Origin of the sequence: Limnospira platensis NIES-39 (genome assembly GCF_026000695.1) — a bacterium.
GTDB classification, from domain to species: Bacteria; Cyanobacteriota; Cyanobacteriia; order Cyanobacteriales; family Microcoleaceae; genus Limnospira; species Limnospira platensis.
Genome location: NZ_AP026945.1, coordinates 5721894 through 5748501, shown reverse-complemented (window position 1 = coordinate 5748501; position 26608 = coordinate 5721894). Strand labels below are relative to the sequence as shown.

Below are 26608 nucleotides of genomic sequence, written 5' to 3'. Positions count from 1 at the left end.
AGCTGTTCTTCGATTTGGTCACCAACTGCGATCGCCTATTTTCCCCCTTCCCTATGACTCATAGGGATTACGGTTCACCGTTTGAGCAATTCTAAGCTGCTCTTGAATCATATCTCGGTGACTCAAAAGCGGTTCACTGGGAACTGTCCGACCCGCTACAGTTCTGCGAGCCGGAGGGGGAGGAGGAGTAGGACGACTCTGGGGAGATGCTAATGGTGCGATCGCATCCTTGAGCAATTTAATTGCACTGTTACGAGCATCTGTTTGTTTGGGTAACAAATCTATTAGCTCCCGGATAGTTTGTTCATACTGGACTTCTTCGGGAGATATCAACGGCGTAGACAATCTAATTGGATCTCGCTGAACAGCAGCGATCGCCTGACGCACCGTTTCCTGTATTTTACTTCTGTAGGTTTTCGCTCGTTGCTCCTGTTTGTTTCTACCCTCCTGACAAGACGCATACAACGGCGGCAGACGATTAAGAGCGTAGGTTGCTACTTCCACCCGACTAATATACTTTAGTAAATTCTCCGACAGACGCTTTAACTGACGATCAATTTCTTCATCTACCCAAATCTCCATCACATTTTGGTATTTTGGCGGTTTGTTATCGTTAGTAGTATTCATTTAATCAATTCTATAGTAATAGTTCTATATTTAAATCAATAGCATATTGCTTCTGGATTTGCTCAAGATTCTCTGTCCCCTTATCAAAAATTTACGCAATTTTGAGCAAATTTTATAAATCCCAACCTTTTGTAAAGAACCACAATACAATAAGGGGTTATGCCCATCATGGGTATAACCACCCACAAATACTCCCAGGACAAGTTACAGGACTATAGGGGATGAGCCTCCTAGTCACCTTTAGGGATGCACTTTTAGTCCTGATATTTATCGTGACATTAGATTTATAATAGATAGTAAATTATACGAACACCTAGTTGGTCACATTTTATACTCAATATATATTAACCAATCCAATTATGAATAGATTAAAATTGCAGTTAGCCAAAATCTTCAACCGCAGACAACTATCTAAACTGATAAGATCCCTGGCTAAACTACTGCGAGAATTGATAGAAATCTTGTTAATTTTAGTAGCTGTTTTCCTGTTAATTTCTGCCATTCTATATATAGAAGATACCCTACAAGCCAACACCGAATGGGGTAAATTCTTTATAAATGCCCTAGAAAAGTCAAGAATACTTGGCACATTTGAAAGCATCAGTATTGTCACAGCATTAGTAATTTATGTCAGACAAGGAAAAAAGAAATCTCATTACGAAGCATGGCAAGTAATTGACTCAGCTCAAGGCATTAAAATTAGCCATGCTCGCATTAAAGCCTTAGAAGAATTATCCAAAGACGGAGTAAGTCTTAAAGGCTTATCTTTACCAATGGCTGATCTCGAACAAGTCACCTTGGTAGACACCGACTTTAAAGAAGCCAATCTGAAAACCGCTAAACTACAGGAAGCCAACCTAAAAGGCAGTACCTTTGAACTCACACAACTGCAAGGCGCTAACCTATGGAAAGCCAATTTACAGGAATGTTTTTTTCTACTCACCCAACTCCAGAAAGTCAACCTAAATGCAGCCAACCTACAAAATGCTGAACTTCAGGGAGTCAATTTATTAGAAGCTAATTTACAGCAAGCCAACCTACAGGGAGCCTACATTTTAGGAAACTTACAAGGAGCCAACTTTCAAGAAGCCAATTTAAAAGGTGCAAACCTTCAGGGAGCCTATCTTCAGGATGCTAACTTTAAACGAGCCAACCTGCGGGGAGTCAATCTTAAAGATGCTAATTTAACCGGAGTTAATTTTGAAGAAGCCCATTTACAAGGCGCTAACCTGCAAAATGCTCAGGGATTAACCACTCAACAAATTAGAGTAGCAAAAAATTGGGAGCAAGCTCGTTATTCTAAGGCTTTTATATTGAGTTTAGGACTACCTCAAGATTCATCATTGGTCAACCCAGAAGAGTTGACCTAAATCTACCATTATTCAATGAAATATACCCATAAATTGGGGATAGCTCAATCAAAACTCAACCATCCCCAAATTTGATTAGGTGTTAATTCCAACTGGAGACAATCCAAAACAGGTAGCACAGTATCTCCCTCATACAACTCTATTTTTTGTTCAGGAAACACCAGAATCACACTGCCATCTTCATCTGGATTAATTAACCATCCCAGCTCCGTACCATTTCTTGAACACAATAACAACTTAGACAGCACTCTAGTCAGGTTTTGTTCTGGTGATAAAATTTCAATACACCAGTCAGGATATGTTGTAAAGCGATTAGCAATTCTCCCAGAAGGTTCGCGAGGAATTCTTGACCAGCGAAATACAGAAATATCTGGTACAATTGACCTGCCATCAAAAGTGCAGCGCAATTCAGGAAAGGCATAAGCAATTTTGTCTGTTTCTGTTACCTGATTAATCGCGCCGCCAAGTTTCCCCTGTAGTCTGCTATGTTCTCCCTGTGGCATAACTTTCTGAGTAATTTCTCCATTGATAAATTCTGACGCTGGCTTAGTTTCTGGAAGTTTCAGAAACTCCTCCAACTCAAGCTGAGGTTGGGTAATTGTAATCATGTCAGTTCTGTTAAGAGTAAACTGGATTGTATCTTAGACAAGAGATGAGTTGGTGTACATGGCCACCAAGTTAAGCCTAAACCAACTATAACATCTACAGTTTAGAGCATTCAGCCAACTAGGAGTTGAGGGTATGAGAATATTAGTAACGGGTGGAGCCGGATTTATTGGTTCCCATTTGATTGACCGACTAATGGAGCAGAAACACGATGTTCTGTGTCTGGACAACTTTTTCACGGGGAATAAGGATAATATTCTTAAATGGATTGGGAATCCTTATTTTGAACTGATCCGCCATGATATCACTGAGCCAATTCGCCTAGAGGTGGATCAGATTTATCACTTGGCTTGTCCTGCTTCCCCTGTACATTATCAATACAACCCGGTCAAGACCATTAAAACTAATGTCATGGGGACCTTGAATATGCTGGGTTTAGCCAAACGGGTCAAGGCTCGATTTTTGCTGGCTTCCACCTCGGAAGTTTACGGAGATCCAGATGTTCACCCCCAAACTGAAGAGTATCGGGGTAATGTTAACTGTATTGGTCCCCGTTCCTGTTATGATGAGGGGAAGCGGGTGGCGGAAACTCTGGCTTTTGACTACTACCATCAAAATAACGTAGATATTAGGGTGGCGCGCATCTTTAATACTTTTGGACCCCGTATGCTGGAAAATGATGGACGGGTGGTGAGCAATTTTATTGTCCAAGCTATCCGGGGAATTCCTTTAACGGTTTATGGTGATGGTTCCCAAACCCGCAGTTTTTGCTATGTTTCGGATTTGGTGGAAGGACTGATTCGCCTGATGAATGGGGACTATATAGGGCCAGTGAATTTGGGTAATCCGGGAGAATATACGATTTTGGAGTTGGCTACCAAAATTCAACAGATGATTAATCCTGATGCTGAGATTCAATATAAACCCTTACCCCAAGATGATCCGAAGCAGCGACAACCGGATATTACCAAAGCTAAGAAGTATCTGGATTGGGAACCGACGGTACATTTAAATGATGGACTCAAGCTAACCATTGAAGATTTTCGGAGTCGGGTTATCCTTGAGAGTAAGTAATTTAGGTAATTGCCGATTGATGGGTCTTCTACAATTCTAAATGGTTGTGCTAATAAATCATGGCACTGCTATAACTCCTGTTGTATCAATCATTTGAGGAAGTTTGTATGCGTGTTTGTGTAATCGGTACTGGATATGTGGGTTTAGTAACCGGGGTTTGTTTGGCTCATACAGGTCATGATGTGATTTGTGTGGACAACAACGAAGAAAAGGTTAAGTTGATGAAGTCGGGACAGTCCCCAATTTATGAGCCGGGACTTTCGGAGTTGATGAAGTCCTGTGCGGAGTCTGGGAAGTTGTCTTTTACTTCTGACCTGAAAGCTGGGGTTGAACATGGGGATATTTTGTTTATTGCGGTGGGAACCCCTCCCCTACCAACAGGAGAAAGTGACACTCGATATGTGGAAGCAGTGGCGCGAGGAATTGGTGCTAATTTGACCCGTGGATCGGGTTATAAGGTGGTGGTGAATAAGTCTACGGTTCCTATCGGTTCGGGGGACTGGGTGCGGATGATTGTTCTTGATGGTTTTACTGAACAACAAAAGGAACAAGGAACTTCTGGGTCGGCGGGAGAATTGCAGTTTGATGTGGTTAGTAACCCGGAATTTCTGCGGGAAGGTTCGGCGATTTTTGATACTTTTAATCCCGATCGCATTGTGTTGGGAAGCAATAGCCAAAAGGCTTTGGGTCTGATGCAGGAATTATATCAACCCATTGTAGATCGTAAATATGCTGATGATCCCGATTTACCTCCGGTTCCGGTGGTGATGACTGATTTAAGTTCGGCGGAAATGGTCAAATATGCGGCTAATTCCTTCCTGGCGACTAAAATCAGTTTTATTAATGAAATCGCCAATATTTGCGATCGCGTTGGTGCTGATGTTAAACAGGTAGCCACTGGTATCGGTTTAGACTCCCGTATTGGTAACAAATTCCTGCAAGCTGGTATTGGTTGGGGGGGCTCCTGTTTCCCTAAAGATGTGTCGGCTTTAATTCATACCGCCGATGATTATAATTATGATGCCAAACTGTTGAAATCAGCCGTGGAGGTCAATGATCAGCAGCGGGTAATTGCGATCGAAAAATTGCAGCAAGTTCTCAAAATTCTCAAAGGTAAAACCGTTGGTTTACTGGGGTTAACCTTTAAGCCCGATACTGATGATATGCGGGATGCACCGGCTTTAAATTTGATTGAACAACTCAGCCGTTTGGGAGCCAGGGTGAAAGCCTATGACCCGATTATTTCCCAAAGCGGAATGCGTCATGGTCTGTCTAACGTGATGGTGGAAACCGACCCAGAATTGATGGCTGATGGTTGTGATGCTTTGGTCTTAGTAACCGATTGGGAACAGTTCCAAAACCTTAACTATGCCAAAATGGTTAAATCTATGCACACTCCTGTTATCATCGATGGTCGGAATTTCTTAGACCGCAAAAAACTCCAAGAACTTGGTTTCCAATATGTGGGAATTGGACACTAACTTAGGATGAGTTAGTTTAATCCGCTAATTACAACTAATCAGAAACACTGAGATATCTTGATCAATCTGGTTTCTGCGAAATTAAAAGACGGAAGATATTACCAACCTTCCGTCTTTATTTATTTGTTGATTTAGCGGTTAATTACAGAGGATTCTAGGCGTTAGAATCGTTAGTAGGTAGGAGAGCTTCTACAGAGGTTTCGGGAGCGATTTTGGGAGCTACAAACCCGCCTGAGTAAAGCACTGAACCGCGTTGTTGTTGAGCAAATACCGGGAATATTTCACGCACTTGAGAAGCAACTTCAACAGTTTTTACATCATAGGTTTGAGTCGCTACTTTCGGATATAAACCAATCCCGATAATTGGTAACAGTAGACAGGTGGCAATCATCACTTCGCGAGGTTTGGCATCTCCTAGATATTTTTCAATGTTGAATCCGCCACTATTTTCACCGTAGAACACCACCCGCAATAGGTTGAGTAAATAAATGGGGGTTAAAATTAGACCGACAGCAGCTAAACCGATGACTACAATTTTGAAGTTGGAACTGTAGATATCGCTAGTTGTGATGCCGAGGAAGATAGTTAATTCTCCGACAAAACCACTCATTCCAGGTAGTGCTAAAGAAGCCATTGAACCAGCAGTGAATAGGGCAAACACTTTAGGCATATCTTTAGCCATACCGCCCAATTTGGACATTGATAGGGTGTGGGTACGTTCGTAAGTAACACCTGCTAGGAAGAACAGCATGGCGGCGATTAAACCGTGGGAAATCATTTGCAGAACTGCGCCGTTAAGTCCCAATTCAGTTAAGGAAGCAATACCCAGGAGGACAAAACCCATGTGGGAGATAGAGGAACAAGCTAATCGACGTTTGAGGTTATCTTGAGCAAAGGCGCTTAATGCACCGTAGACAATATTAACTACTCCTAGAATTGCCAGAATTGGGGCAAAATACAGGTGAGCGTTGGGTAGCATTTCCATGTTCATGCGGATTAAGCCGTAACCACCCATTTTCAGGAGAACACCCGCTAAAATCATGGATACAGGCGCGGATGCTTCGCTATGAGCATCAGGTAGCCATGTGTGGAGAGGGAAGATAGGGAGTTTGACGGCGAAGGCAATTAGGAAGCCTGCATACAAGAATAATTCTAAGGCTAGGGGATAGTTTTTGTGAGCGAGGGTACTAATGTCGAAACTGAGGTTGGAGCCGTAGAATGCCATTGCTAGGGCGGCGACTAGGATGAAGATGGAACCTAGGGCAGTATATAGAATGAATTTAGTCGCTGCATAGAGGCGCTTTGCTCCACCCCAGATGGAAATCAGGATATAAACGGGAACCAGTTCTAGTTCCCACATCAGGAAGAATAATAGCAGGTCTTGGGCTGCGAATACTCCCATTTGGGCGGAGTACAGCACTAATAAGAGAAAATAAAATAGTCTGGGCTTGTTGGTGACGCGCCAGGAGGCTAGAATAGCTAATGTATTAACGAAACCTGTTAGTACGATTAGGGGCATTGATAGGCCATCTACTGCCACTGACCAGTTCAGCCCTAATTGGGGAATCCAACTATAGGTTTCGGCTAGTTGGAATGTTGAATCGTTGAGATTGTAGTTAGTCCAAAAGCATACAATTGTCAGAACTAAGTCTATCAAACCGACTCCTAGGGCATACCAGCGGATAGTTTTGCCTTCTCGGTCGGGAATTAGGGGAATGGCAAAGGATGCCAATAGGGGAAATAGGATAATTGCTGTTAGCCAGGGAATTTGACTGCTCATGGTCAGTGTGAGAATAAATACCTATTGCTTGCTTGTTAGTGAATTATACTCAAAGAGTAAAGTTTTGTTAAGCCTTTGGGCAAACTTTTTTTCGAGATTGTCTAAATCCACTACACAGTAAGGGTTTCAGGCTGTGATTTTTTTTTGATCCTGGGTTATCCTTGACTGCATGGATTGAGTATAGTCTATGATAATAGGTATGTCAACTTATTTGAGTCTATCTATCTGGGGGTGTCAGTGGACCATTTTTAGGGACTTTGGTTGAAAAAGATGGATATTTATTCAGAAGCGACAAACTCTGTGTCACAATTGGGATCGGTTTAACCCATTTGTTAAGAAGTATAAAGCTGTCATCAGTTATGGAACCCCTTTATCAATATGCCTGGTTAATTCCGGTGTTGCCCCTCTTTGGTGCGATGCTGGTGGGCATAGGGCTAATCTCATTGAACAAAGCCACTAACAAAATTAGACAGGGAAGCGCTATATTCCTGATTTCCCTGTTAGGTGCATCAATGGTTTTGTCCTTTGCTCTCCTAGCCAGTCAAATCAACGGCCATGAATCCTACACTCATATAATTGAGTGGGCGGCGGCTGGAGACTTTAAAATCAGTATGGGCTACACAATTGACCATCTGACCGCTGTGATGTTGGCGATCGTCACCACTGTAGCCCTATTGGTCATGGTCTACACCGACGGCTATATGGCTCATGATCCAGGATATGTTCGTTTTTATGCCTATCTGAGCCTATTTAGCTCGTCTATGTTGGGTCTGGTAGTTTGTCCCAACCTGCTACAAGTCTATATTTTCTGGGAATTGGTAGGGGTATCTTCCTACCTACTGATCGGGTTTTGGTACGATCGCAAACCAGCAGCAGATGCCTGTCAAAAAGCCTTCATCACTAACCGTGTCGGTGACTTTGGTCTGCTGTTAGGCATCCTCGGTCTGTATTGGGCGACTAACACCTTTGAATTTGAGTTAATGGGGTCTCGCCTAGAATACCTAGTAGAAAGCGGGTCCATTAGTGGGGCGCTGGCTGCTATATTTGCCATCCTAGTGTTCTTGGGTCCCGTAGCCAAATCCGCTCAATTTCCCCTCCATGTTTGGCTTCCTGACGCAATGGAAGGCCCGACCCCCATTTCTGCTCTCATTCACGCCGCCACCATGGTAGCGGCTGGGGTATTCCTGATCGCCAGAATGTACCCCGTGTTTGAGGGTATCCCCGTGGTGATGACTACGATCGCCTGGACTGGTTGCTTTACTGCCTTTTTAGGCGCTAGTATCGCCATCACCCAAAACGACATCAAAAAAGGACTCGCCTACTCCACCATTTCCCAGCTAGGCTATATGGTCATGGCAATGGGTGTCGGTGCTTATAGCGCCGGACTCTTCCACCTAATGACCCACGCCTATTTTAAGGCAATGTTGTTCCTGTGTTCGGGTTCGGTTATTCATGGTATGGAAGCCGTAGTCGGACACGACCCGGTTTTAGCCCAGGATATGCGACTAATGGGGGGACTGCGGAAATATATGCCCATTACTAGCACCTGCTTTTTGATTGGGACTCTGGCTATTTGCGGCATTCCTCCCTTTGCTGGCTTCTGGTCAAAAGATGAGATTCTCAGCAGTGCCTTTGCTTCTAATCCTGCCCTGTGGGTGGTAGGCTGGCTAACGGCTGGTATTACGGCATTTTATATGTTCCGTATGTATTTCAGCACCTTTGAAGGTCAATTTCGGGGTAATGATACAACCATACAGCAACAGCTAACGGCGGCGGCTAATGGCCCTAATTATGCCTTTGGTCCGGGTGCGATGAACCCAGAGGAACTACATAGCGATGATCATGGTCATGGTCATGATCACGGTCATGGTCATAGTGATACTCCCCATGAGTCTCCCTGGACTATGACTATTGCTTTGATGGCTTTAGCTGTTCCCTCTGTGTTTATTGGGTTATTAGGAACTCCCTTTAATAACTATTTCGAGATGTTTATTCACGCTCCCGGGGAGTCAATAGCTGAGGTGATGGAACAGTTGGCTGAGTTTGAACTCGGCGAATTTGTGATTATGGCGGGGAGTTCCGTTGGCATTGCTTTGATTGGTATTACTTTGGCATCCTTGATGTACTTGAAACATCAAATAGCTCCAAATGCGATCGCTCAAAAAATCCAACCTCTTTACCAATTCTCCCTCAACAAATGGTATCTCGACGATATTAACGACCTCCTATTTGTCAAAGGAAGTCGCCGCCTCGCCCGTCAAATTCTCGAAGTTGACTATCGAGTTGTTGATGGTGCCGTTAACTTAACAGGTTTAGTGGCTTTAGTCACCGGAGAAGGTCTCAAATACTTAGAGAATGGTCGCGCCCAATTTTACGCCCTAATTGTATTTGTAGCAGTCCTCGGCTTTGTCGTATTTTCCGGCATTGGCTAACTGCAATTACCTCCGTGTTTCCGTAATTTGGGGAAGTGGAAAATCTCCGGTTTAACTAACCATTAGATTCACAACACTTTCCCAATCTTGTAGTGAATGATTGGCGCTTTTGTCCTAAGCGTGAAAGGACAACTAAACATGACAATGGCTAATTTTCCTTGGCTGACGATTACAATTCTGTTTCCCATTGTGGCATCACTGTTTTTACCCTTTATCCCTGATAAAGATGGTAAAACGGTGCGCTGGTATGCCCTAATCGTGGGATTGATTGACTTTTCAATTATTGTTTATGCCTTCTGTACTGGGTATGACTTGAATACCCCCGGTTTACAGTTGGTAGAACGTTATGACTGGCTACCCGAAATCGGTTTGAGTTGGTCCGTGGGGGCTGATGGCTTATCTATGCCCCTGATTATCCTCACCGGATTTATCACCACCCTCGCGATTTTAGCAGCTTGGCCAGTCACTTTAAAGCCCAAACTTTTCTACTTCCTAATGTTGGCGATGTATGGCGGTCAGATTGCCGTTTTCGCTGTCCAGGATATGTTGTTATTCTTCCTGGTTTGGGAGTTGGAATTAGTTCCCGTTTACCTAATTCTTTCAATTTGGGGCGGTAAAAAGCGCCTGTATGCGGCTACTAAGTTTATTTTGTATACCGCAGGCGGTTCCCTGTTTATTTTGGTCGCAGCCCTGACTATGGCCTTCTATGGCGATACTGTTACCTTTGATATGCAGGCGATCGCCATTAAGGACTTTCCCATTAAACTAGAATTACTCCTGTATGGTGGGTTTCTGATTGCATATGGGGTCAAATTACCCATTTTTCCCCTTCATACCTGGCTACCTGATGCCCACGGGGAAGCTACCGCCCCCGCCCATATGTTACTAGCGGGTATCCTCCTAAAAATGGGCGGTTATGCCTTGCTACGCATGAATGTGGGAATGCTACCCGATGCCCATGCCACCTTCGCCCCCATTTTAGTGATTTTAGGCGTAGTTAACATCGTCTATGCCGCCTTCACTTCTTTTGCCCAACGCAACCTCAAACGAAAAATCGCCTATTCCTCAATTTCTCACATGGGGTTTGTGTTAATTGGTATGGGCTCATTCACAGAAATAGGCCTCAGTGGTGCCATGTTGCAGATGATTTCCCATGGCTTAATTGGGGCTAGTTTATTCTTCCTGGTCGGCTGTACTTATGACCGCACCCATACCCTCATGTTAGATGAAATGGGAGGGGTTGGTTTAAAGATGAAGAAAGTTTTTGCCATGTGGACTACTTGTTCAATGGCATCTCTAGCCTTACCCGGAATGAGTGGGTTTGTGGCTGAATTAATGGTGTTTATTGGTATCGCTACCAGTGATGCTTACAATGCCACATTTAAAGTGCTAGTCGTCTTCCTGGCTGCAGTTGGTGTAATTATTACCCCCATTTATCTGCTGTCCATGCTGCGGGAAATTCTCTATGGTCCCGAAAATCAGGAACTAACCTCCCACGAAAAACTGGTAGATGCAGAACCCCGCGAGGTATTTGTTATCGCCTGTTTATTAGTGCCCATAATTGGCATTGGGTTATATCCCAAAGTGGTAACACAAATGTATGATTCAACCACAACTCAACTTACCGCTTTAATGCGGCAGTCTGTCCCCACTTTGGTTAAGAATAATCCCATTGCTACCAATACTCAAGAATTGGTTTCTCTAAATGCTCCCATCATCGGTAAGTCCCTGTCTGAGAATTAACCAATTTAACCAATTCAATACCTAATTAATCATTCCCCCCCAACTGCTGGGGGGATTTTTTTATCATACCATAGCAGCCCTATAAACTTAACTGACAACATTTATAGCTGGCTTGATTTATGGGAAGTAATATAACCGCATAAAAACCATTTAGTTACCGTCAAGATATAGTAAGCACCTGTCATCATTAAAGCCACACTACCAAAGCGGATAATACCTTCAGAATGGTTTAACAACCGCTTGCTTTGTTTTGCTAATCCAGTAAACAAACTAGCTAGGAAAATCAACAGAGTATATCCCAGAGCATAACTCACCATAGTCAGGGTTCCGAGCAGTTGATAACCCCTCTCCGCCGCCCCTGCTAATACCGCAAATAACACCGGACTAGCACAGGGAGAACTCACCAAAGCCAAAGTTAAACCTACTTCTGGTAGAAGATGACCCTAAACTAGCTGAATTTATCGCATCGGAACTCATCACCCTAGAGGGATATCAGGTAACAGTTGCTTCTAACCGCATTGAAGGCTTAACTATAGCTCATAATTCTGACCCTGATATGTTAATTTTAGATTGGTGTCATTAATCAATAAGTATGATATAATTATATGTTGTCTCATCTTATCTTGTTGACACCAACAAAAGTAGCTCATGAATCCATTTTCTCATCAGAACCCTAATTCTCATAAAGATAATCAATCCCCCAATGGGTTAAACAATATCCATCATCCCTCGGAATCAGATATCGAAGACCTGCAATTTAATGAATATGATCCACGAGTAGTTAAAAATCTCAAAAATTCCTTTTTGTCTCTAGTAGTTATTGGCTTAGTTTTAGGGCTTTTTATTGCGGCGGGAGTTATATATATTATGAATCGATTTGATATTAATGCTCAACCTAGTAATAACTCTAGCATCCCACCAGTTCAAGAATTGTTATAAATTCTGTGATTAATTATTCAGTATTATAACGCTGTTGGGCGATTTCTTTAACTTGTTTAGCAAAATGAGGATAGTTGTCTAAAACACTGTCGAAATCTTCTTTTAACAGCACAAAAAGCTCACAATAGCTGAGGGTTTTAACGGACGCAGTGCGACGGGTAGAATAAACTAGAGCAATTTCGCCAAAAAATGACCCCGCTGACATGATTCTATATACTTTTCCGGTTTTTTCGGAAAAGGCTTGCACTTCTCCCCGCTGGATAAAATACATTTCATGTCCTAACTGTTCCTCCCTAATTATATAGTCATTTGGTGGCAATATTCTCGGTTTTAGTTTAACCACTAAGGCTTCAATACAAGCTGGATCAGCATTTTTAAATAGGGGGACTTTTTCCAATAATTCCTGATATAAATACAGATAAATTTTAGTTTTTAAAGAATTGGGAATTTCATCGAGAAAGTCCCGGTCAAATGATGTGTCTCGGTTGCATTCCCACAGATATTGATAGTAGTCCCTAACCTGCGCCTGTAAAAAAGCCGGAATTTTGCGATCGCGCATATAAGACTGAACTTGATCAAGTTGTTCTCTAAACCTAGCCTGACTAGCATCTAAACTACTGACCACAGAAGCCACATTACCAATAATAAACGCATACATAGACACCCCCAAAATCATGACAATTAAAGTAAATGCAATTTCTAAGTTACTGGTGGGGGTAATATCGCCATAACCGACAGTTGTTAAAGTAGTAATTGACCAATATAGAGATTTCATATATTGGGTAGCTATGGGGGCTGTATCTAAGTTAGAATTAATTAACCAAGAGTCTCCGTAAGCAATCATTGACTTACCAATCCAAAACCAGATACAGGCGACCCAATGATCAATCAGAAATATAATCAGCACTAACTCAGTCATACGCACTAGGGCTGGATTAATTTCAACATTAGTCTCCCATCGCCGAAAAATTCTAAAAAATTGCGACAGTCTCAACAGCCTCGGTATTCTGAGGATAGCCAATATCAATACTGATAATTGAGGAAAAAATAGCCTAGCCATTAAATCCAGGGGGAGACTAGCGGCTAGGTTCATTTTCAAATATGTAGCCAGGTAATTTTGAGCGATTTTTTGCAGGTCTGTAATACATTCTCCTTGGTCAATATATGCCATCCTAAATCTTAGGAAAATATCCATGATGAAAATTAAGTCTGCGGCTAAATCTATCCCTAACCATAAATGGGAAGTAGTGGTATCAAAAGCTATACGAAATGGGATAACAATAAAATTGTATAGTATCACCAAAACTAATAAACATTCCCATAAAAAAACTTCTTTTGATTCTGGGTCAAAGATTTGCATTTATATCATCTCTCCTGATTTACTGTATCCGGGATTACCAAACATGGGATAATTTTAAAAATTTTCAGGGATTTTTCGGCTTAGTCTCATCAAAATTTAAGTTATATGAGGTGATATATAACCATGGCATAGATATGGTATCTGAGGTAAACTTGGGGAACACTTGAGAAACTTGTGTTTTCCAAATTTCCGGTAATTTTAGCTAGATAGTTGTTACAATAACTGATCATCATAGTACTAGCCAATTAATCATGATTCAGACCACGATCGCACCATTTCACAAAACAATTAAATCCCCTTTAACCAAAAACTCGATTAGGGTTTTACAGATTAATCTAGGAAAACGCTGTAACCTCGCCTGTACTCATTGTCATGTAGAAGCTGGTCCCCGACGCACCGAAGAATTAACCCCAGAAATTTGTGAACAATTAATTGAGTTAATTCGGCGTTTTCCACAAATTGAAACTGTGGACTTAACTGGTGGTGCGCCCGAAATGAATTATGGTTTTAAGCCATTATTAGAAGTGGCGAAATCCCTCAATAAACAAGTAATTGTCCGTTCCAACTTAACTATTTATTTTGTTAAGGGATTTGAGGATATCCCCGCCTACTGTAGCCACCACCAAGTCAGGATTATAGCATCTTTACCCTGCTATTTGCAAGATAATGTCGATCGCATGAGAGGTTCAGGGGTTTATCAAGACTCGATCGCCGCCATTCAAAAACTCAACCAATTAGGATATGGTCACGCGCCGGATCTAATTTTAGATCTAGTCTATAACCCAGCTTTACCCACCTCAGACAGCTTTTCCCTACCCCCCCAACAGGAAAACCTACAACAAGCCTATAAGGTCTATCTGCGAGAGAAATTCGATATTGAGTTTAATCAACTTCTCACCATTACCAACCTTCCCATAGGTCGCACTAAGTTATTTTTACAGCGTCAAAAACTCCACGATAAATACTTAGATTTTTTGGCGGATAACTATAATCCTGATACCGTGGAAAATCTCATGTGTCGGAATGAATTATCAATTGATTATCTGGGAAATGTCTACGACTGTGATTTTAACCAGATGGAAAATCGACCCGCCAGAACCCCTGATGGTCAAAATATCACAGTTCAAACACTTCTGGAAGCTGACAGTTTAGATATCATTGAAACCGTCCACACTGAAGCATATTGCTATGGTTGTACTGCGGGCTGCGGTTCTAGTTGTGGAGGTGCTTTAACATGATGATTTTGGGGCTAGTTTAGGCTCATACCCTTGACTATTGCCTACCATAAAGCCGGGAATCTGTCAAGTAAAATCAATGATAATTCCTGGCTAATTAGCGGATAAGTTATAAGGTGAGTTTGGCAAAAATGTTGGCAATTCAAGATATATTAAGAAATGCGATCAAGTGGATAGACAGCTTAGGCGGCTGGGGGGCGGGAGTATTTATGCTCCTGTATATTGTGGCAACTGTTGCCTTTTTACCGGGTTCGATATTAACCCTAGGTGCGGGGTTTGTCTTTGGGGTAATTTGGGGTTCTGTTTATGTATCGATCGCCTCAACTTTGGGGTCAATTTGTGCGTTTTTAATCGGCCGATATTTAGCTAGGGGTTGGGTATCGGAAAAAATCGCCGGTCAGGAAAAATTCAAAGCGATCGATAATGCAGTAGGGAAGGAAGGCTGGAAAATCGTAGGACTCCTGCGCCTGTCGCCCATCTTTCCGTTTAACCTGCTAAATTATAGTTTGGGCTTAACCAAAGTTTCCCTAAAAGATTATTTTCTGGCTTCCTGGATAGGTATGATGCCAGGAACAGTCATGTATGTGTATATTGGATCTATTGCGGGTAGTTTAGCCACCCTGGGAACTGAGCGATCGCGCACAACAGGGGAGTGGATACTCTATGGCGTGGGACTTGTAGCCACCGTAGCCGTCACAGTCTATGTCACCCAAATCGCCCGCCGTGCGTTAAATGAGAAAATCGCCGATCCTGAACGATCCTAAAACCTTCCCAATCGAGAAAAATTAGTTATAATGGTGGCAGCTTTGCCCAAAATCAGGTCGCAGTCATGCCACGTCAGGATACAATTTTTGAGCGCTATTTAGCGCCCATGTTCAAATTATTGGTAGACCGAGAAGCGATCGATAACTTGGACAAAAGTATCGATTGGGAATCAGTGTGCGATCGCCTCACTGACCCCAACCTCGTCTATCCCCAATATTACCAAACCCAAGACTTTCACGGTATCGAGGGAGGATACCTGAATAAAAGCGCCGCCCTCACCTACGACCCCATTACCCAATACGCCATTCCCCCCAATGAAACCTGGGTCCGCCAAGAAGCTATTGATACCATTACCGTTAAACCTAGACGCATATTAGACCTAGGGTGCGGCACAGGTTCAACTACCCTACTATTAAAACAAACCTTTCCTAATGCCGAAGTGATCGGCTTAGACTTATCTCCCTATATGTTGGCGGTGGCGGAAACTAAAGCCAAACAAGCCGGGTTAGATATCAAATTCTATCATGGTTTAGCAGAAGAAAGCGATCGCTTTGAACCTCAATCTTTTGACTTAGTTACGGCTTCCCTGCTTTTCCATGAAACCCCCCCAGAAATAGCCATAGCGATAGCACGGGAGGCTTTCCGACTTCTGAAAGCCGGGGGAGAAGTAATGATTCTTGACGGTCATCAGAAAATCTTACGCCAAAACCCCTGGCTAACGGAAATTTTTGAGGAACCCTATCTTAAAGATTATGCCACCGGAAGCGTTGATGCAACTCTTGGGGCGGCGGGTTTTGCGAAAGTGCGATCGGAGGATATATGGTGGATAAATCAAGTTACCGTAGGTCTCAAACCGATTATTAACCATTCCCCCAACATCAATTCACAATGGGAACAACAGCCCAATCATAACCCATTTCCTGCCCCAGCCTAAGATAATTAATACTTTGGTAGGGGCGGGTTCTGCTGTCAATCTCAATTCCCACAGATAACACTCGTAAACCCGCCCCTACCCACCCCATATCCATCAATAATTGGTTATCATGTAGGGGCGGGTTCTGCTGTCAATCTCAATTCCCACAGATAACACTCGTAAACCCGCCCCTACCCACCCCATATCCATCAATAATTGGTTATCATGTAGGGGCGGGTTCTGCTGTCAATCTCAATTCCCACAGATAATTATTAATTAATAATTATTAATTAATAATTTCCATAGATAACATTTGTCCATTATCCATTAACTGGGTATGAGTTTAAAGGCTGTTATTTTTGATTTTAATGGTGTAATTATCAATGATGAATCGATTCATGAACAGTTAATCGAGGAATTATTGGTAGCTGAAAATCTGCGGGTGAAACCAGATAAAATTCGTGAGGTTTGCTTAGGAAGAAGCGATCGCGCCTGTTTACAGGATTTACTCTCATTATACGGCAGAGTCGTAACTTCTGAGGAGCTAGAAAACCTGATCGCGCGGAAAGCACAAGCCTATCAACAGCGGTTAAATGCTATGTCAGACCTACCTCTATATGATGGGTTGCGGGAACTAATTACACGCATTCAGACGGCGAATTTGAAAATCGCCCTAGTTACCGGCGCTATTAGAGAGGAAGTTGAGTTAGTTTTGACTCGCGCGGGGTTGATTGATTATTTTTCCATCATTGTCGCTGGGGATGATATTACCACCAGCAAGCCGGAACCTGATGGCTATTTATTGGCGCTACAAAGGCTAAATTCTGCTGATGAGACCTTGAATTTGCAGCCGGAAGAGTGTTTAGCTATTGAGGATACTTTTGCTGGTATTGAGGCGGCGAAACGCGCGGGTATTCCTGTCGTGGGGGTAGCCCATACTTATCCTTTCCATATGCTACAGCGTCGCGCTGATTGGTGTGTGGACTATCTCCAGGACTTGGAGTTAGAGAGGATTTTGGGAATCTCTGGAGAAGTTGCACTATCGGAACCCGATTGATGTTATAATCGGCGGTTGTGTCCTATCTCTCTCTATACTTGGGGAATTAGCTCAGTTGGTAGAGTGCTGCGATCGCACCGCAGAGGTCAGGGGTTCGACTCCCCTATTCTCCATATCGCTTAAAAGCCTATTCTGGCTACGATAACCGGGAAACACTCAACCCGATAGTCGTACCGTTACACTCAAAATGCACTCCATTCAGTCTTAGCACACGGGACAATTAGTGCATATCCCTTAGCAATAAATCTTAATCATTGACGGGTTAATCAATAAGCACAACTTAATCAATATGTCAAATACCCATATCACCCCCCAGCAATTCTCATTTTGGAAATTCAACTGCTATCGGGTGGGATGTCTAACTCGAGACCCTCAAGCATAAAGGTCAGAAGGTGGTCCCAACTGTCGAAGTACAGTCTGGGTAAGCGCGCGCAAATCATTAAAGAAGGTTTGGCGCTTCGGTAAGTGCGCTCGTAGCAACTGGTACTTGTTATCGAGCAACTCCTGCAGGGTGTGGAAGAGCAGCGAGAGGATGTTGATGGTCCGGAGCAAGGAAGAAAGATGCTGCTTGTCATGGCCAAAATTGTGTTCGAGATGGTAGCCCTTGGTCTTGAGAGTGTTGTTGTTCTCATTCTCAACTTTCCAACGAGTCCGCCCGGCCCGAACCACCTCGGCTACATTCTCATCGCTGAGAGGATAATTCGTGGCCAAGGAGTTGTGATAGGTTACCTGGCCATCAGCGGTGGTGACAGTAAGTTCGCACCAGTTAACCAACAGCGCCTCATCGCTATCTTTGAGGGGGACTCCGTTGAGATAGCGGTAGGTATAGGTTTTCTCGACTTTACCAGTCCACTTCTTGGTCGTGAGGGTCGGGAGTTCGATGCCCTCTAGGTGTTCATAGAGGGTAGTATGAGACTCGGGGCGACAGACGACGATGAAGTTAAGTTGCTGCTCTAAAAACTGCTGACACAACGGTTGGTGGCAATAGAGGTCATCCCCTCAAACCGTGACATTCAAAGCCCTCAAGCATTGTTCTTGCCTCGATAGCCAGCGTTTGGCGGCGGCATTCTCACAGTCTTGCTTATCATGACCATCTTGGGGCACGATAAATTCGGGGACTAAGGGAATCACATGATTCTGTCCCGGACAGACGATGACTGGAGTGACAACACTATGGAAGTAATGGGTTTTTCCTGACTTCTGGGTGCGCGTTGAACAGTGGGGACAGTGAATTTGGTCGGAACTGAAGTATTCGGTGCCATCCAACGCGACTAATAGACTGTCCCCTAGGCAACGGAAGTCTTCTAACTGCCCCTGGGCTTCCAAGACTTGTAGGATATCCTCAAACACTGGAAACAGGTGCTCTGGGGACACGGCATCTAATAAGTCCCGAATCTGGTTATCACAGGGAATTCGATGAACTCCAAACAGACTTTGGGCATTGCTCTTGCCTTTACTCCCCTCCATCAGACGTTGATAAGCCAGAAACGACGGAGTTTGAGTAAAAAACACACTAAACGCACTTAAAGCGGCATCCTCCATTCCATAGCGGCGATTTTTACCCCGGCGCTTGTCCGGTAGCGATGACAAGCACTGGCGGAAAGAACCGACTAGAGTCTCAAAGCCACCTGGCTTTTTCAACGGCTCTGGCGCTCCTGGGTTTCTTGGATGTCATTACGATACAGGGATGCTGGGGACTTGAACAGGTTTTCGCCAAAATGAGAATTGCTGATCACCCCCATAACCGGACGCTGATAGGGTAGTTCCCTTGTGATACCCGTCAATGGCAAGTCTATCGGTTCGTTCCTCACCATTGACTGCTATCACATCGGTCACTCCCTTTGAGTGCTTGTCCCGGTTATGGGGGGAGGGTATGATTCAAAGCCAACACGATCGCCTATCCGGTTATCTATGGGTCCAATTGATAATCTCCGGTGAGGGAAACTAAAAGTGCGATCGCAAAACCTGAACTATCATCTACCGGAACCAACCCGATACCCCCCAAACAACTTTTCAACTGGAGGCAATTACCGGGATGGGAATCGATACCCACATAATTCTCAGCAAGTCTCCAATCTTTGATGGTAATCATCACCTCCAACAGTCACTACCAACATAATCGCCTTACCCAAAAATCTTAGTCGTAGGTTGTAGGTAAAGCGATCGGTTAGGGGTAATATCCGTTATGGGTAATATCTGGACATGATAGGGTGAGCATTCATATAAACCCGTAATTAGACTGTTGCAGTTAGACTGTTAGCATTTAAGCTAATGAAAAAATTGACATTTAATTAGACTGTTGCAGTTAGACTGTTAGCCCAAAATACATAGACACCCCCTACAGTCAGAAACCATAGGGGGTCATTAAGTTATTGAGTTAGCTGTTAGGCTGTTAGGGTTTACGCCAACCATCCATCATCGTCAATATCATCTCTGTTGATTTAGTTAGGTGGTAAACGCGTATCATGGTCATATATTTTTGGGCAGATTATACTATCTAACGAATATTTCAAAAACTCAAATAATATGTCGAAATTTTTATTTTTTTAATCTAGCTTAGACTCCATTATTTTATTGCCTATAAATGAAGAAATTACCAAATAAACAATAATAATTATCAATAATATAACCTCTATTATAATTAGATTAATTGTATTAATCTCCAAAAATAAATGGTAAACCACTTAATCCTCTCTAAGGGGTCAAATACTGCGTCAAAATTGCTATATGGCGGCTCGGCAATGATTTGATATTGATTAAGCCAAATAATATATCGTTTAACCATCATATTCTGTTGGACATCATTGTATGCGTAAAATTTTAACCATCCCGCGATTTTCCAATCAACAGGAATTTGGTCCGCCTCAAATAATATCCTCACAAATTGGCTACCTGATATATCTGGAAATTTCTGACTACCATGTTTTGAATCATCCTCTTTGATGAAATATTGGTGATAAACTCAAAACCAATGAGTCTCAGATATATCATAGTTGTTAGGCATTATCTAATCTGTTTGATTACATGATCGTTAGCTGTATCGCACCATAAATCACCAACCCTTAAACCTGTAGGGCTTGTCGGTAAATTACTGAAATTAATTCTATGCCCTCTTATATTTCCATTAACATCTAATCTTGTTTGTGCTACTGTGGTTCCGATACCGACGACGTCAGCAATACTGACGGAGCCAAAGTCATCGATGCGTATGGGTTCGGAGCAAGCGGTTCAAAATGATATTGAGCCTAATCCATTTAGTCTAACAATTGGGTAGATGTACAAGTTGGGCAGGTAGGCATGGAAATTGAACCCGAGTCGGTTTTTACACCTCTATCATTAATATTAGGCACTACCCCCGGTAATTGCCTCCAGTTGAAAAGTTGTTGAGGGGTATCGGGTTGGTTCCGGTAGATGATAGTTTAGATTTGGCGATCGCACTTTTAATATCAGCCAGATGATAGCCCATAGTTTCCCCTCACCGGAGATTATGAATCAGACCCATAGATAACCGGATAGGCGATCGCCATACTTTCATAATCTGATACTGAAAGGCGGTCTGATATCTTTGTACGTTGATTCCCTAGCGGGTTCCCCCCCCACCTACGGCTATCGTGTTGGCTTTGAAACATACCCTCCCCCCATAACCGGGAAAAGCACTCAAAGGGAAGTGACCGACGTGATAGCAGTCAATGGTGACGAACGAACCGATAGGCTTGCCATTGACAGGTATCACAAGGGAACTACCCTATCAGCGTCGGGTTTAGGGAGTGATATGGGTATTTGACAGATTGATTAAGTTGTGCTTGTTGACTGAGTAATCATCCTATTGACAGAATTATTTTCCTGTGCTAGGACTAGATTGTGAGTAATATCTGAGTAATTAGGTGCGACTATCGGGTTAAGTGAATCCCGGTTATCGCTGCTAGGATAAGGATTTCCCGAAAATGGGCGATACTGGACTTGAACCAGTGACATCCTGCTTGTAAGGCAGGCGCTCTACCACTGAGCTAATCGCCCTTTTGCATTCGATGTTTTCTATTGTAGCAGCAATCGCTAAAATAGGGAAGCTATTTTTGAAAAAAATTTTTGTGCTATGCCTTCTGGCAAAACCCACGATCGCATAACACTCTGGAGCTTGCCACTGGTGGCGGGTTTGACCTTTGGACAAACTCGCAGCAGCCATCTAACCCTCCTAGTATCTGCCAGTTTTCTATTTAGTGGCCTGATGTTTGGGCCAGATTTAGATCTAAACTCGCGACAGTTTCAACGTTGGGGGTGGTTCCGTTGGCTATGGGTTCCCTATCAAAAGAGTTTGCACCATCGCTCGTTTCTGTCCCACGGGCCTTTTATTGGCACTGCCTTACGGGTTCTGTACTTGTTCACCTGGCTAGGCGGTTTTGGTGTGATTACGACTATGGCGATCGAGTTTCTGTTTTCGGTAGAGTGGACGATATCAAGTTTAGCAGGGGAACTATGGCAATTTCTGGTAAACCACTCTCTGGAATGGATCGCTATCTTCTGCGGTTTAGAACTCGGTGCTATGAGCCACTATCTATCTGATTGGGGATCATCTATTTATAAACGCCTGCAAAGCCAAGGGGTATATGGACTGATACCACCATCAGTCCTAGTCAAAAAACCGAAAAATACCACCTCCCGGCGGTCTCGCTCCAATTCCTCGTCAACTTCCCCAAAATCCTCGTCAACTTCCCCAAAAAAAAGCAGTCGTCGTTCTAGAAATTCCTCGACTGTGGGGAACTCCCGCAAACGATAGTATATATCCTAACTGTTAGGAGCGATGCTATACGGTAGGATTTTATCGGTTAATCAAATTCGTACAATCAACCCTAAATCAATATGTCTGATTCTAGTCATAATCAACCCGAAAACGACACGCTAAATGCCTTACAAGAACTAATTGATGTGGTGGCTAAATTACGATCGCCTGATGGTGGGTGTCCTTGGGATTTGGCTCAAACGCCCCAAAGTTTAACCCCTTATATTCTCGAAGAAGCCTATGAGGTAGTCGATGCCATTGCTACGGGAGACCCAAAAGCGATCGCTGATGAATTAGGAGATTTATTGTTGCAAGTAGTTCTACAAGCTCAAATTGCCAGCGAATCTCAGCAATTTTCCCTGGCTGATGTGGCGGCTGGTATTACGGAAAAACTCATCCGCAGACATCCCCACGTTTTCGCCGATGTGAAGGTTGATAGTGTCGAGGAAGTACACGAAAACTGGGAAGCTATTAAGGATAAAGAAGCGGCAAATCATCAAGATTCCCAGTCTTTAAGTGCTAAATTAAACCGTTATTCCCGACAACTTCCGCCTCTGATAGCAGCTATGAAATTATCTAAAAAAACTGCTGCTGTTGGCTTTGAGTGGGATAATGTTGATGGGGTTTGGGATAAGTTTCATGAGGAAGTGGCGGAATTTGAAGAAGCCTTACGCTACGAAGATAAAGCACAACAACAAGCGGAATTAGGAGATATTTTATTTGTGTTGGTCAATTTAGCCCGCTGGTATGATATCGACCCTCATGAAGCGCTACGGGAGACTAATCATAGGTTTATTCGCCGATTTTCTATGGTAGAGGCTGCTTGCGATCGCCCTTTAGCAGACTACACCCTAGCTCAATTAGATGTCTTATGGGATAGGGCTAAAGCTATCATTAAGGAACAGGGGAATTAAGGGATTGATAAAAGGCGATCGCACATCCTCCATAGACTTTTTGGCGGACGATCGCTAAACCGGAAACCTCTACCATTTCTCGTTTTGGGTCATGTTCAGCAATTAACTCTCCCCCGGCGGCGAGTAGGGAATATTTGGCGATCGCTTCTAGGACAGGTTCATATAAATTGGCTGTATATGGTGGGTCAAAATAAATGCGATCGAACTCCTCGGCGGCTAAGGATTTTAGCCGTTTAACCACATCTCCCCGTAGGACGCGAAACTGTTGTTCTGGTGTAGCTACTTGCTGCCAATTTTGCTTAATAATTTGACAAGCTGGCCCGGACTGTTCGATCGCCACTGCGATCGCCGCCCCACGACATAGAGCCTCTGCCCCCATTGACCCACTACCAGCACAAAGATCCAGCCAACGACATCCAGTAATGTCCTGCCAAATATTAAACACGGCTTCCCTGACCCGTGAGGGAGTAGGTCGGGTATTTTGTCCGGGGAGGGTTTTTAGTTGGCGATTACCATAAATTCTCAAGGCCATTTGTGAACACTATCCCATCTAAGTAATTACCTTTTGAGAAGAGTTCACCAACTGCACAAAATTAGATAATAATTGCAGTCCGGCGAGTGAGGATTTTTCGGGGTGGAATTGTACCGCCATCACATTTTGGTAAGCGATCGCAGCAGTCACGGTTTGGCTTCCGTGGGTGATAGTGGCGGCGGTAATCGTCGAATCAGCCGGATCGACATAATAAGAATGCACAAAATACACCCAGGGATTATCTCCCAAATTATCCCAAAGACTGACTGATGGTTGAGTAAATGTTAGTTGATTCCAACCCATGTGAGGAATAGTCAGTCCGGGTTCTGATTTAAACCGTCGCACTTTACCCGGAAAAATCCCTAACCCTGCTTCTTCCCCTTCTTCCCCGGACTCGAACAAAATTTGCAACCCTAAACAAATCCCCAAAAATGGCACACCGTCAGCAATTACCTGTTTAATGGGTTCGATGAGATTACGCGATCGCAGATGTTGCACCGCCGGGTCAAAGGCTCCTACTCCTGGTAAAAGCACACCATCAGCCGCATTGATTACCTTTGGATCATCGGTAATTTCTGGGGTTCCTCCTGCATTTTCCAAGCCCTTACAGACCGAGTGCAGATTACCCATATCATAGTCAATTACTGCGATTCTCGCCATCTATATCCCTCAAGCCACCATTTGACATTATCTCATATTTACGGACAATTTGGGAACATTTGGGAGTTGATGATTATTGAAATTATTAATTGATGGCTCCGTTTTCGGTTGGCTGTTGACTGTTCAAATCCAAGATTAAGGCTTGATTATAGGCATCACGAGCTTCTTCGGAACGGTTTAAACCCTCTAAAGCTAATCCCCTTTGATGCCACACTTCCCGGTCTTTGGGGTCAGCATTTAGGGCTTTATTTAGGGCTATTAATGCCTGTTCATAACGGCCTAAATGATTTAAAGCTATCCCCGTATCTAACCAGCCATTTAGTTGATTGGGGTTAATGGCGATCGCCTTTTCCGCCGCCTCTAATGCTTGTTGATATTCCCCTAAATTCCGCCAGGCTACACTTTTTTCTATCCAAGACCAATAGGCGCGGGGATTAATTGCTAAAGCGCGATCGCTTGCTTGTATAGCATCAGCATAACGACCCAAACCCCGCAACACCCAAGCGCGACTTTCCCAGGCTAAATGGGAGTTAGAATTGATTACTAAAGCGCGATCGCAACTCATTAGGGCTTCCGGCATTTGGTCTAAGATACGCAACACCCGACAACGATAAAGGTGGGCATCAAAATGGTGAGAATTTTCGGCAATTGCTTTATCATAAGCACTTAAAGCCTGTTCATAATCACCTTTATCTCGCGATATTTCTCCCTGATTAAACCAGTCAGTAGGTGTGTAGTTAGATATAGCCGATTTATGTAATCTCTCGGTAGCCCGTTGATAATTGCGGGCGATCATGGTATTCTTAGGGTTAATACTGAGGGCGCGACTGTAGGATTGTAGCGCTTCCTGGTGGAGTGATAATCTCTCTAAAGCATAACCTCGATTATTCCATACCCACTCGGAATTACCATCAATTTCTATAGCGCGATCGCAGGATTTTAAAGCATCCTGAAACTGGTGTAAGTTATTCAAAGACCAGCAGCGACCATTCCAACTATGGACATAATTGGGATGAATCGCAATAGACTTGTTATAAGATTCTAAGGCTTCCCGATATCGCCCTAATTGATTTAAAATGTTGCCTCGTTGATGCCAGGAATGATATGACTGAGGGTTAATCGCGATCGCCGCGTCGCAACTTCTTAGGGCTTGATCATACTGTTCTAAATGATATAATGCTGAACAGCGACCCTCTAGGGCTTGCAGATAATTCGGGTTAATATCCAAAGCCATATTATAGGCAGATAAGGCTTTATCGTATTGTTCTACACCCAAAAAACTCTGAGCTTTATGGCGTAATTTGACCGCCTGTGACCAGGGAAAACTAGCTGTGAAATTTTCGGATGGGCGATTAACTTTTGATGATTTATAATTGCTAAAATCTCGCGCCTCTTCCATAGCCATATTGCCCACTAGCACCATAAAAAATAGCGCCCCTATGGGTTTAAGTTGAGAGATAACTACATCCCTTGAATTTTTCGTGCTAGTCAAAGCTGCTAAGGCTTGAGAGGCATTTTTAAACCGTCTTTTGGTGCTAGGTTCTACCAGCCTTTCTAACCATGCCAAAAAACGGCGATCGCCACCTTTTACTAGATGTCTAAATTGGAAACAATAGTTATCATCAATAAGCTGACCAATATGGGCGGGCTGAGTCCCTGTTAGCAGACAAATTAGGGTAGCCCCCAAACTGTAGAGGTCGGAAGATTCTGTTAAGGGTCGGTTAAAGAGTTCCTCCGGTGGCATAAACCCCGGTGTTCCGGCGGCGATACTACTGGTGGCGGTATCTTTTCCACCTACTTTAGCAAAGCCAAAATCCACTAGATAAGCATTGAGGCGATCGTCTACTAGAATGTTACCTGGCTTAATATCACGGTGAATAATTGGCGGATTATGCTGTTGTAAATATACCAGAATCCCTAAGATAGAAATAGCAATTTGCCTAATCTGTTCTGGGGTGAAGCGTTGACCAGACTCTAGGGAAGGTGCCTTTTTGTACTCCTGCACCAAACAGAAGCCAGCCGGAGTCTCAAAGGATGTCAGATAGCGCGGTATACGGGGATGTCTAATCTGCTGTAACATCTCGATTTCCCGTTCATGGGCTTTTAATCCTGCCCAACTCGCCCCAGTAAAGGCAAAGCGAAATTCTTTGATTGTCACTGGTTGATTAGTTTTGGCATAGGTTGCCAGGTAGGTTATCCGCCCCCCTTCTGGGTTACATCCCAATTGCCTAATGGTGTGATAACCTTGATGTTGGAAGTCTGGAAGGTTGCTCATGGCTGGCTAGGATTGCTTACAATATACCCCATTATATCACCCACTATCGGGATTATACCGGAAATTTA

At 43.5% G+C, this 26608-nt stretch carries 24 protein-coding genes, 2 tRNA genes and 1 pseudogene; 14 read left to right on the top strand and 13 right to left on the bottom strand.

The genetic code is table 11. The features are described 5' to 3' along the window. Positions 1 to 51: 51 nt before the first annotated feature. The gene (locus tag N39L_RS28065) at positions 52 to 627 is read right to left on the bottom strand and encodes a late competence development ComFB family protein (RefSeq protein WP_006620033.1); all 576 of its coding nucleotides are present in this window, start codon (positions 625 to 627) and stop codon (positions 52 to 54) included. A 359-nt stretch (positions 628 to 986) separates the two neighbouring features. Here N39L_RS28065 and N39L_RS28060 point away from each other — a divergent pair, with 359 nt between their 5' ends. Further along, the gene (locus tag N39L_RS28060) at positions 987 to 1997 is read left to right on the top strand and encodes a pentapeptide repeat-containing protein (RefSeq protein ID WP_006620032.1); all 1011 of its coding nucleotides are present in this window, start codon (positions 987 to 989) and stop codon (positions 1995 to 1997) included. A 44-nt stretch (positions 1998 to 2041) separates the two neighbouring features. Here the strand turns inward: N39L_RS28060 and N39L_RS28055 are convergent, their stop codons facing one another. Continuing rightward, on the bottom strand, positions 2042 to 2605 hold the full coding sequence (locus N39L_RS28055; RefSeq protein WP_006620031.1) for a Uma2 family endonuclease: 564 nt from the start codon (positions 2603 to 2605) through the stop codon (positions 2042 to 2044). 133 nt (positions 2606 to 2738) lie between these two features. Between N39L_RS28055 and N39L_RS28050 the strand changes: the two genes are divergently transcribed. Together N39L_RS28050 and N39L_RS28045 are read left to right on the top strand one after the other, a co-directional pair. After that, on the top strand, positions 2739 to 3677 hold the full coding sequence (locus tag N39L_RS28050) for a UDP-glucuronic acid decarboxylase family protein (protein WP_006620030.1): 939 nt from the start codon (positions 2739 to 2741) through the stop codon (positions 3675 to 3677). A 107-nt stretch (positions 3678 to 3784) separates the two neighbouring features. After that, positions 3785 to 5158, top strand: a complete 1374-nt coding sequence (locus N39L_RS28045) for a UDP-glucose dehydrogenase family protein (RefSeq protein ID WP_006620029.1) — start codon at positions 3785 to 3787, stop codon at positions 5156 to 5158. Positions 5159 to 5312: 154 nt separating this feature from the next. On the opposite strand, the gene N39L_RS28040 is transcribed toward N39L_RS28045, so the two are convergent. After that, complete coding sequence (locus tag N39L_RS28040) at positions 5313 to 6938, bottom strand: NAD(P)H-quinone oxidoreductase subunit 4 (protein ID WP_006620028.1); 1626 nt, start codon at positions 6936 to 6938, stop codon at positions 5313 to 5315. 359 nt (positions 6939 to 7297) lie between these two features. Here N39L_RS28040 and N39L_RS28035 point away from each other — a divergent pair, with 359 nt between their 5' ends. Together N39L_RS28035 and N39L_RS28030 are read left to right on the top strand one after the other, a co-directional pair. Continuing rightward, complete coding sequence (locus N39L_RS28035) at positions 7298 to 9370, top strand: NAD(P)H-quinone oxidoreductase subunit 5 (protein WP_006620027.1); 2073 nt, start codon at positions 7298 to 7300, stop codon at positions 9368 to 9370. Positions 9371 to 9514: 144 nt separating this feature from the next. Next, on the top strand, positions 9515 to 11113 hold the full coding sequence (locus tag N39L_RS28030) for an NAD(P)H-quinone oxidoreductase subunit 4 (protein ID WP_172973475.1): 1599 nt from the start codon (positions 9515 to 9517) through the stop codon (positions 11111 to 11113). 101 nt (positions 11114 to 11214) lie between these two features. Here N39L_RS28030 and N39L_RS28025 read toward each other — a convergent pair whose 3' ends face one another. After that, a complete protein-coding gene (locus N39L_RS28025; RefSeq protein ID WP_231852501.1) occupies positions 11215 to 11517 on the bottom strand; it encodes a sulfite exporter TauE/SafE family protein in 303 nt (100 codons plus the stop codon). A gap of 244 nt (positions 11518 to 11761) precedes the next feature. Here N39L_RS28025 and N39L_RS28020 point away from each other — a divergent pair, with 244 nt between their 5' ends. After that, the gene (locus N39L_RS28020; RefSeq protein WP_006620024.1) at positions 11762 to 12052 is read left to right on the top strand and encodes a hypothetical protein; all 291 of its coding nucleotides are present in this window, start codon (positions 11762 to 11764) and stop codon (positions 12050 to 12052) included. 13 nt (positions 12053 to 12065) lie between these two features. Here the strand turns inward: N39L_RS28020 and N39L_RS28015 are convergent, their stop codons facing one another. Then, positions 12066 to 13412: an ion transporter gene (locus N39L_RS28015; RefSeq protein WP_006620023.1), complete on the bottom strand. Its 1347-nt coding sequence runs from the start codon at positions 13410 to 13412 to the stop codon at positions 12066 to 12068. A 251-nt stretch (positions 13413 to 13663) separates the two neighbouring features. On the opposite strand from N39L_RS28015, the gene arsS reads away from it, so the two are divergent. The 5 genes from arsS to N39L_RS27990 all read left to right on the top strand — a co-directional run bounded on the left by arsS (position 13664) and on the right by N39L_RS27990 (position 17495). Next, complete coding sequence (gene arsS / locus N39L_RS28010) at positions 13664 to 14650, top strand: arsenosugar biosynthesis radical SAM (seleno)protein ArsS (protein WP_006620022.1); 987 nt, start codon at positions 13664 to 13666, stop codon at positions 14648 to 14650. A gap of 128 nt (positions 14651 to 14778) precedes the next feature. Beyond that, positions 14779 to 15411 carry a TVP38/TMEM64 family protein gene (locus tag N39L_RS28005; protein ID WP_006620021.1) on the top strand — a complete coding sequence of 211 codons (633 nt, stop codon included), beginning with the start codon at positions 14779 to 14781 and terminating at the stop codon, positions 15409 to 15411. Between the two features lie 65 nt (positions 15412 to 15476). Next, positions 15477 to 16346 (top strand): class I SAM-dependent methyltransferase, encoded by an 870-nt coding sequence (locus N39L_RS28000; RefSeq protein WP_006620020.1) that lies wholly within the window; start codon positions 15477 to 15479, stop codon positions 16344 to 16346. A gap of 316 nt (positions 16347 to 16662) precedes the next feature. Next, complete coding sequence (locus tag N39L_RS27995) at positions 16663 to 17382, top strand: HAD family hydrolase (protein WP_006624778.1); 720 nt, start codon at positions 16663 to 16665, stop codon at positions 17380 to 17382. 40 nt (positions 17383 to 17422) lie between these two features. Then, positions 17423 to 17495: transfer RNA gene (locus tag N39L_RS27990), tRNA-Ala, on the top strand. A gap of 259 nt (positions 17496 to 17754) precedes the next feature. On the opposite strand, the pseudogene N39L_RS27985 reads toward N39L_RS27990, so the two are convergent. The 4 genes and pseudogenes from N39L_RS27985 to N39L_RS27970 all read right to left on the bottom strand — a co-directional run bounded on the left by N39L_RS27985 (position 17755) and on the right by N39L_RS27970 (position 20263). Further along, positions 17755 to 19023: pseudogene (locus N39L_RS27985) on the bottom strand (ISNCY-like element ISAtsp9 family transposase). After that, positions 19020 to 19196, bottom strand: a complete 177-nt coding sequence (locus N39L_RS27980) for a hypothetical protein (RefSeq protein ID WP_162097051.1) — start codon at positions 19194 to 19196, stop codon at positions 19020 to 19022. Before N39L_RS27980 ends, N39L_RS27985 begins: the two are co-directional and overlap by 4 nt. A gap of 95 nt (positions 19197 to 19291) precedes the next feature. Beyond that, on the bottom strand, positions 19292 to 19474 hold the full coding sequence (locus tag N39L_RS27975; RefSeq protein ID WP_006669990.1) for a hypothetical protein: 183 nt from the start codon (positions 19472 to 19474) through the stop codon (positions 19292 to 19294). A gap of 549 nt (positions 19475 to 20023) precedes the next feature. Continuing rightward, positions 20024 to 20263: a hypothetical protein gene (locus tag N39L_RS27970; RefSeq protein WP_006615866.1), complete on the bottom strand. Its 240-nt coding sequence runs from the start codon at positions 20261 to 20263 to the stop codon at positions 20024 to 20026. 684 nt (positions 20264 to 20947) lie between these two features. On the opposite strand from N39L_RS27970, the gene N39L_RS27965 reads away from it, so the two are divergent. Further along, positions 20948 to 21166, top strand: coding sequence for a hypothetical protein (locus N39L_RS27965; RefSeq protein WP_162097050.1), 219 nt, complete (start codon positions 20948 to 20950; stop codon positions 21164 to 21166). Between the two features lie 161 nt (positions 21167 to 21327). On the opposite strand, the gene N39L_RS27960 is transcribed toward N39L_RS27965, so the two are convergent. After that, positions 21328 to 21399 (bottom strand) — tRNA-Val (locus N39L_RS27960). A 76-nt stretch (positions 21400 to 21475) separates the two neighbouring features. Here N39L_RS27960 and N39L_RS27955 point away from each other — a divergent pair. Continuing rightward, on the top strand, positions 21476 to 22156 hold the full coding sequence (locus tag N39L_RS27955) for a metal-binding protein (protein WP_006617634.1): 681 nt from the start codon (positions 21476 to 21478) through the stop codon (positions 22154 to 22156). A gap of 83 nt (positions 22157 to 22239) precedes the next feature. Then, positions 22240 to 23073, top strand: a complete 834-nt coding sequence (gene mazG, locus N39L_RS27950) for a nucleoside triphosphate pyrophosphohydrolase (protein ID WP_006617635.1) — start codon at positions 22240 to 22242, stop codon at positions 23071 to 23073. On the opposite strand, the gene rsmD is transcribed toward mazG, so the two are convergent. From rsmD to N39L_RS27935, 3 genes are all read right to left on the bottom strand, one after another. Beyond that, positions 23054 to 23605: a 16S rRNA (guanine(966)-N(2))-methyltransferase RsmD gene (gene rsmD, locus N39L_RS27945; RefSeq protein WP_006617636.1), complete on the bottom strand. Its 552-nt coding sequence runs from the start codon at positions 23603 to 23605 to the stop codon at positions 23054 to 23056. The two genes, mazG and rsmD, sit on opposite strands and share 20 nt — an antisense overlap. A gap of 18 nt (positions 23606 to 23623) precedes the next feature. Next, on the bottom strand, positions 23624 to 24265 hold the full coding sequence (gene hisH / locus N39L_RS27940; RefSeq protein WP_006617637.1) for an imidazole glycerol phosphate synthase subunit HisH: 642 nt from the start codon (positions 24263 to 24265) through the stop codon (positions 23624 to 23626). 85 nt (positions 24266 to 24350) lie between these two features. Beyond that, on the bottom strand, positions 24351 to 26540 hold the full coding sequence (locus N39L_RS27935; RefSeq protein WP_014277004.1) for a serine/threonine-protein kinase: 2190 nt from the start codon (positions 26538 to 26540) through the stop codon (positions 24351 to 24353). Positions 26541 to 26608 lie beyond the last annotated feature (68 nt).

What these genes read in the sequence shown, in the direction of transcription:
- N39L_RS28055 (WP_006620031.1), bottom strand. Translation starts at nt 2,605, where the DNA reads ATGATTACAATTACCCAACCTCAGCTTGAGTTGGAGGAGTTTCTGAAA.
- N39L_RS27995 (WP_006624778.1), top strand. Translation starts at nt 16,663, where the DNA reads ATGAGTTTAAAGGCTGTTATTTTTGATTTTAATGGTGTAATTATCAAT.
- rsmD (WP_006617636.1), bottom strand. Translation starts at nt 23,605, where the DNA reads ATGGCCTTGAGAATTTATGGTAATCGCCAACTAAAAACCCTCCCCGGA.
- N39L_RS28050 (WP_006620030.1), top strand. Translation starts at nt 2,739, where the DNA reads ATGAGAATATTAGTAACGGGTGGAGCCGGATTTATTGGTTCCCATTTG.
- N39L_RS28020 (WP_006620024.1), top strand. Translation starts at nt 11,762, where the DNA reads ATGAATCCATTTTCTCATCAGAACCCTAATTCTCATAAAGATAATCAA.
- mazG (WP_006617635.1), top strand. Translation starts at nt 22,240, where the DNA reads ATGTCTGATTCTAGTCATAATCAACCCGAAAACGACACGCTAAATGCC.
- arsS (WP_006620022.1), top strand. Translation starts at nt 13,664, where the DNA reads ATGATTCAGACCACGATCGCACCATTTCACAAAACAATTAAATCCCCT.
- N39L_RS28035 (WP_006620027.1), top strand. Translation starts at nt 7,298, where the DNA reads ATGGAACCCCTTTATCAATATGCCTGGTTAATTCCGGTGTTGCCCCTC.
- N39L_RS28005 (WP_006620021.1), top strand. Translation starts at nt 14,779, where the DNA reads ATGTTGGCAATTCAAGATATATTAAGAAATGCGATCAAGTGGATAGAC.
- N39L_RS27955 (WP_006617634.1), top strand. Translation starts at nt 21,476, where the DNA reads ATGCCTTCTGGCAAAACCCACGATCGCATAACACTCTGGAGCTTGCCA.
- hisH (WP_006617637.1), bottom strand. Translation starts at nt 24,265, where the DNA reads ATGGCGAGAATCGCAGTAATTGACTATGATATGGGTAATCTGCACTCG.
- N39L_RS28065 (WP_006620033.1), bottom strand. Translation starts at nt 627, where the DNA reads ATGAATACTACTAACGATAACAAACCGCCAAAATACCAAAATGTGATG.
- N39L_RS27980 (WP_162097051.1), bottom strand. Translation starts at nt 19,196, where the DNA reads ATGGTGAGGAACGAACCGATAGACTTGCCATTGACGGGTATCACAAGG.
- N39L_RS27975 (WP_006669990.1), bottom strand. Translation starts at nt 19,474, where the DNA reads ATGATTACCATCAAAGATTGGAGACTTGCTGAGAATTATGTGGGTATC.
- N39L_RS28060 (WP_006620032.1), top strand. Translation starts at nt 987, where the DNA reads ATGAATAGATTAAAATTGCAGTTAGCCAAAATCTTCAACCGCAGACAA.
- N39L_RS28015 (WP_006620023.1), bottom strand. Translation starts at nt 13,412, where the DNA reads ATGCAAATCTTTGACCCAGAATCAAAAGAAGTTTTTTTATGGGAATGT.
- N39L_RS27935 (WP_014277004.1), bottom strand. Translation starts at nt 26,540, where the DNA reads ATGAGCAACCTTCCAGACTTCCAACATCAAGGTTATCACACCATTAGG.
- N39L_RS28000 (WP_006620020.1), top strand. Translation starts at nt 15,477, where the DNA reads ATGCCACGTCAGGATACAATTTTTGAGCGCTATTTAGCGCCCATGTTC.
- N39L_RS28045 (WP_006620029.1), top strand. Translation starts at nt 3,785, where the DNA reads ATGCGTGTTTGTGTAATCGGTACTGGATATGTGGGTTTAGTAACCGGG.
- N39L_RS28040 (WP_006620028.1), bottom strand. Translation starts at nt 6,938, where the DNA reads ATGAGCAGTCAAATTCCCTGGCTAACAGCAATTATCCTATTTCCCCTA.
- N39L_RS28030 (WP_172973475.1), top strand. Translation starts at nt 9,515, where the DNA reads ATGGCTAATTTTCCTTGGCTGACGATTACAATTCTGTTTCCCATTGTG.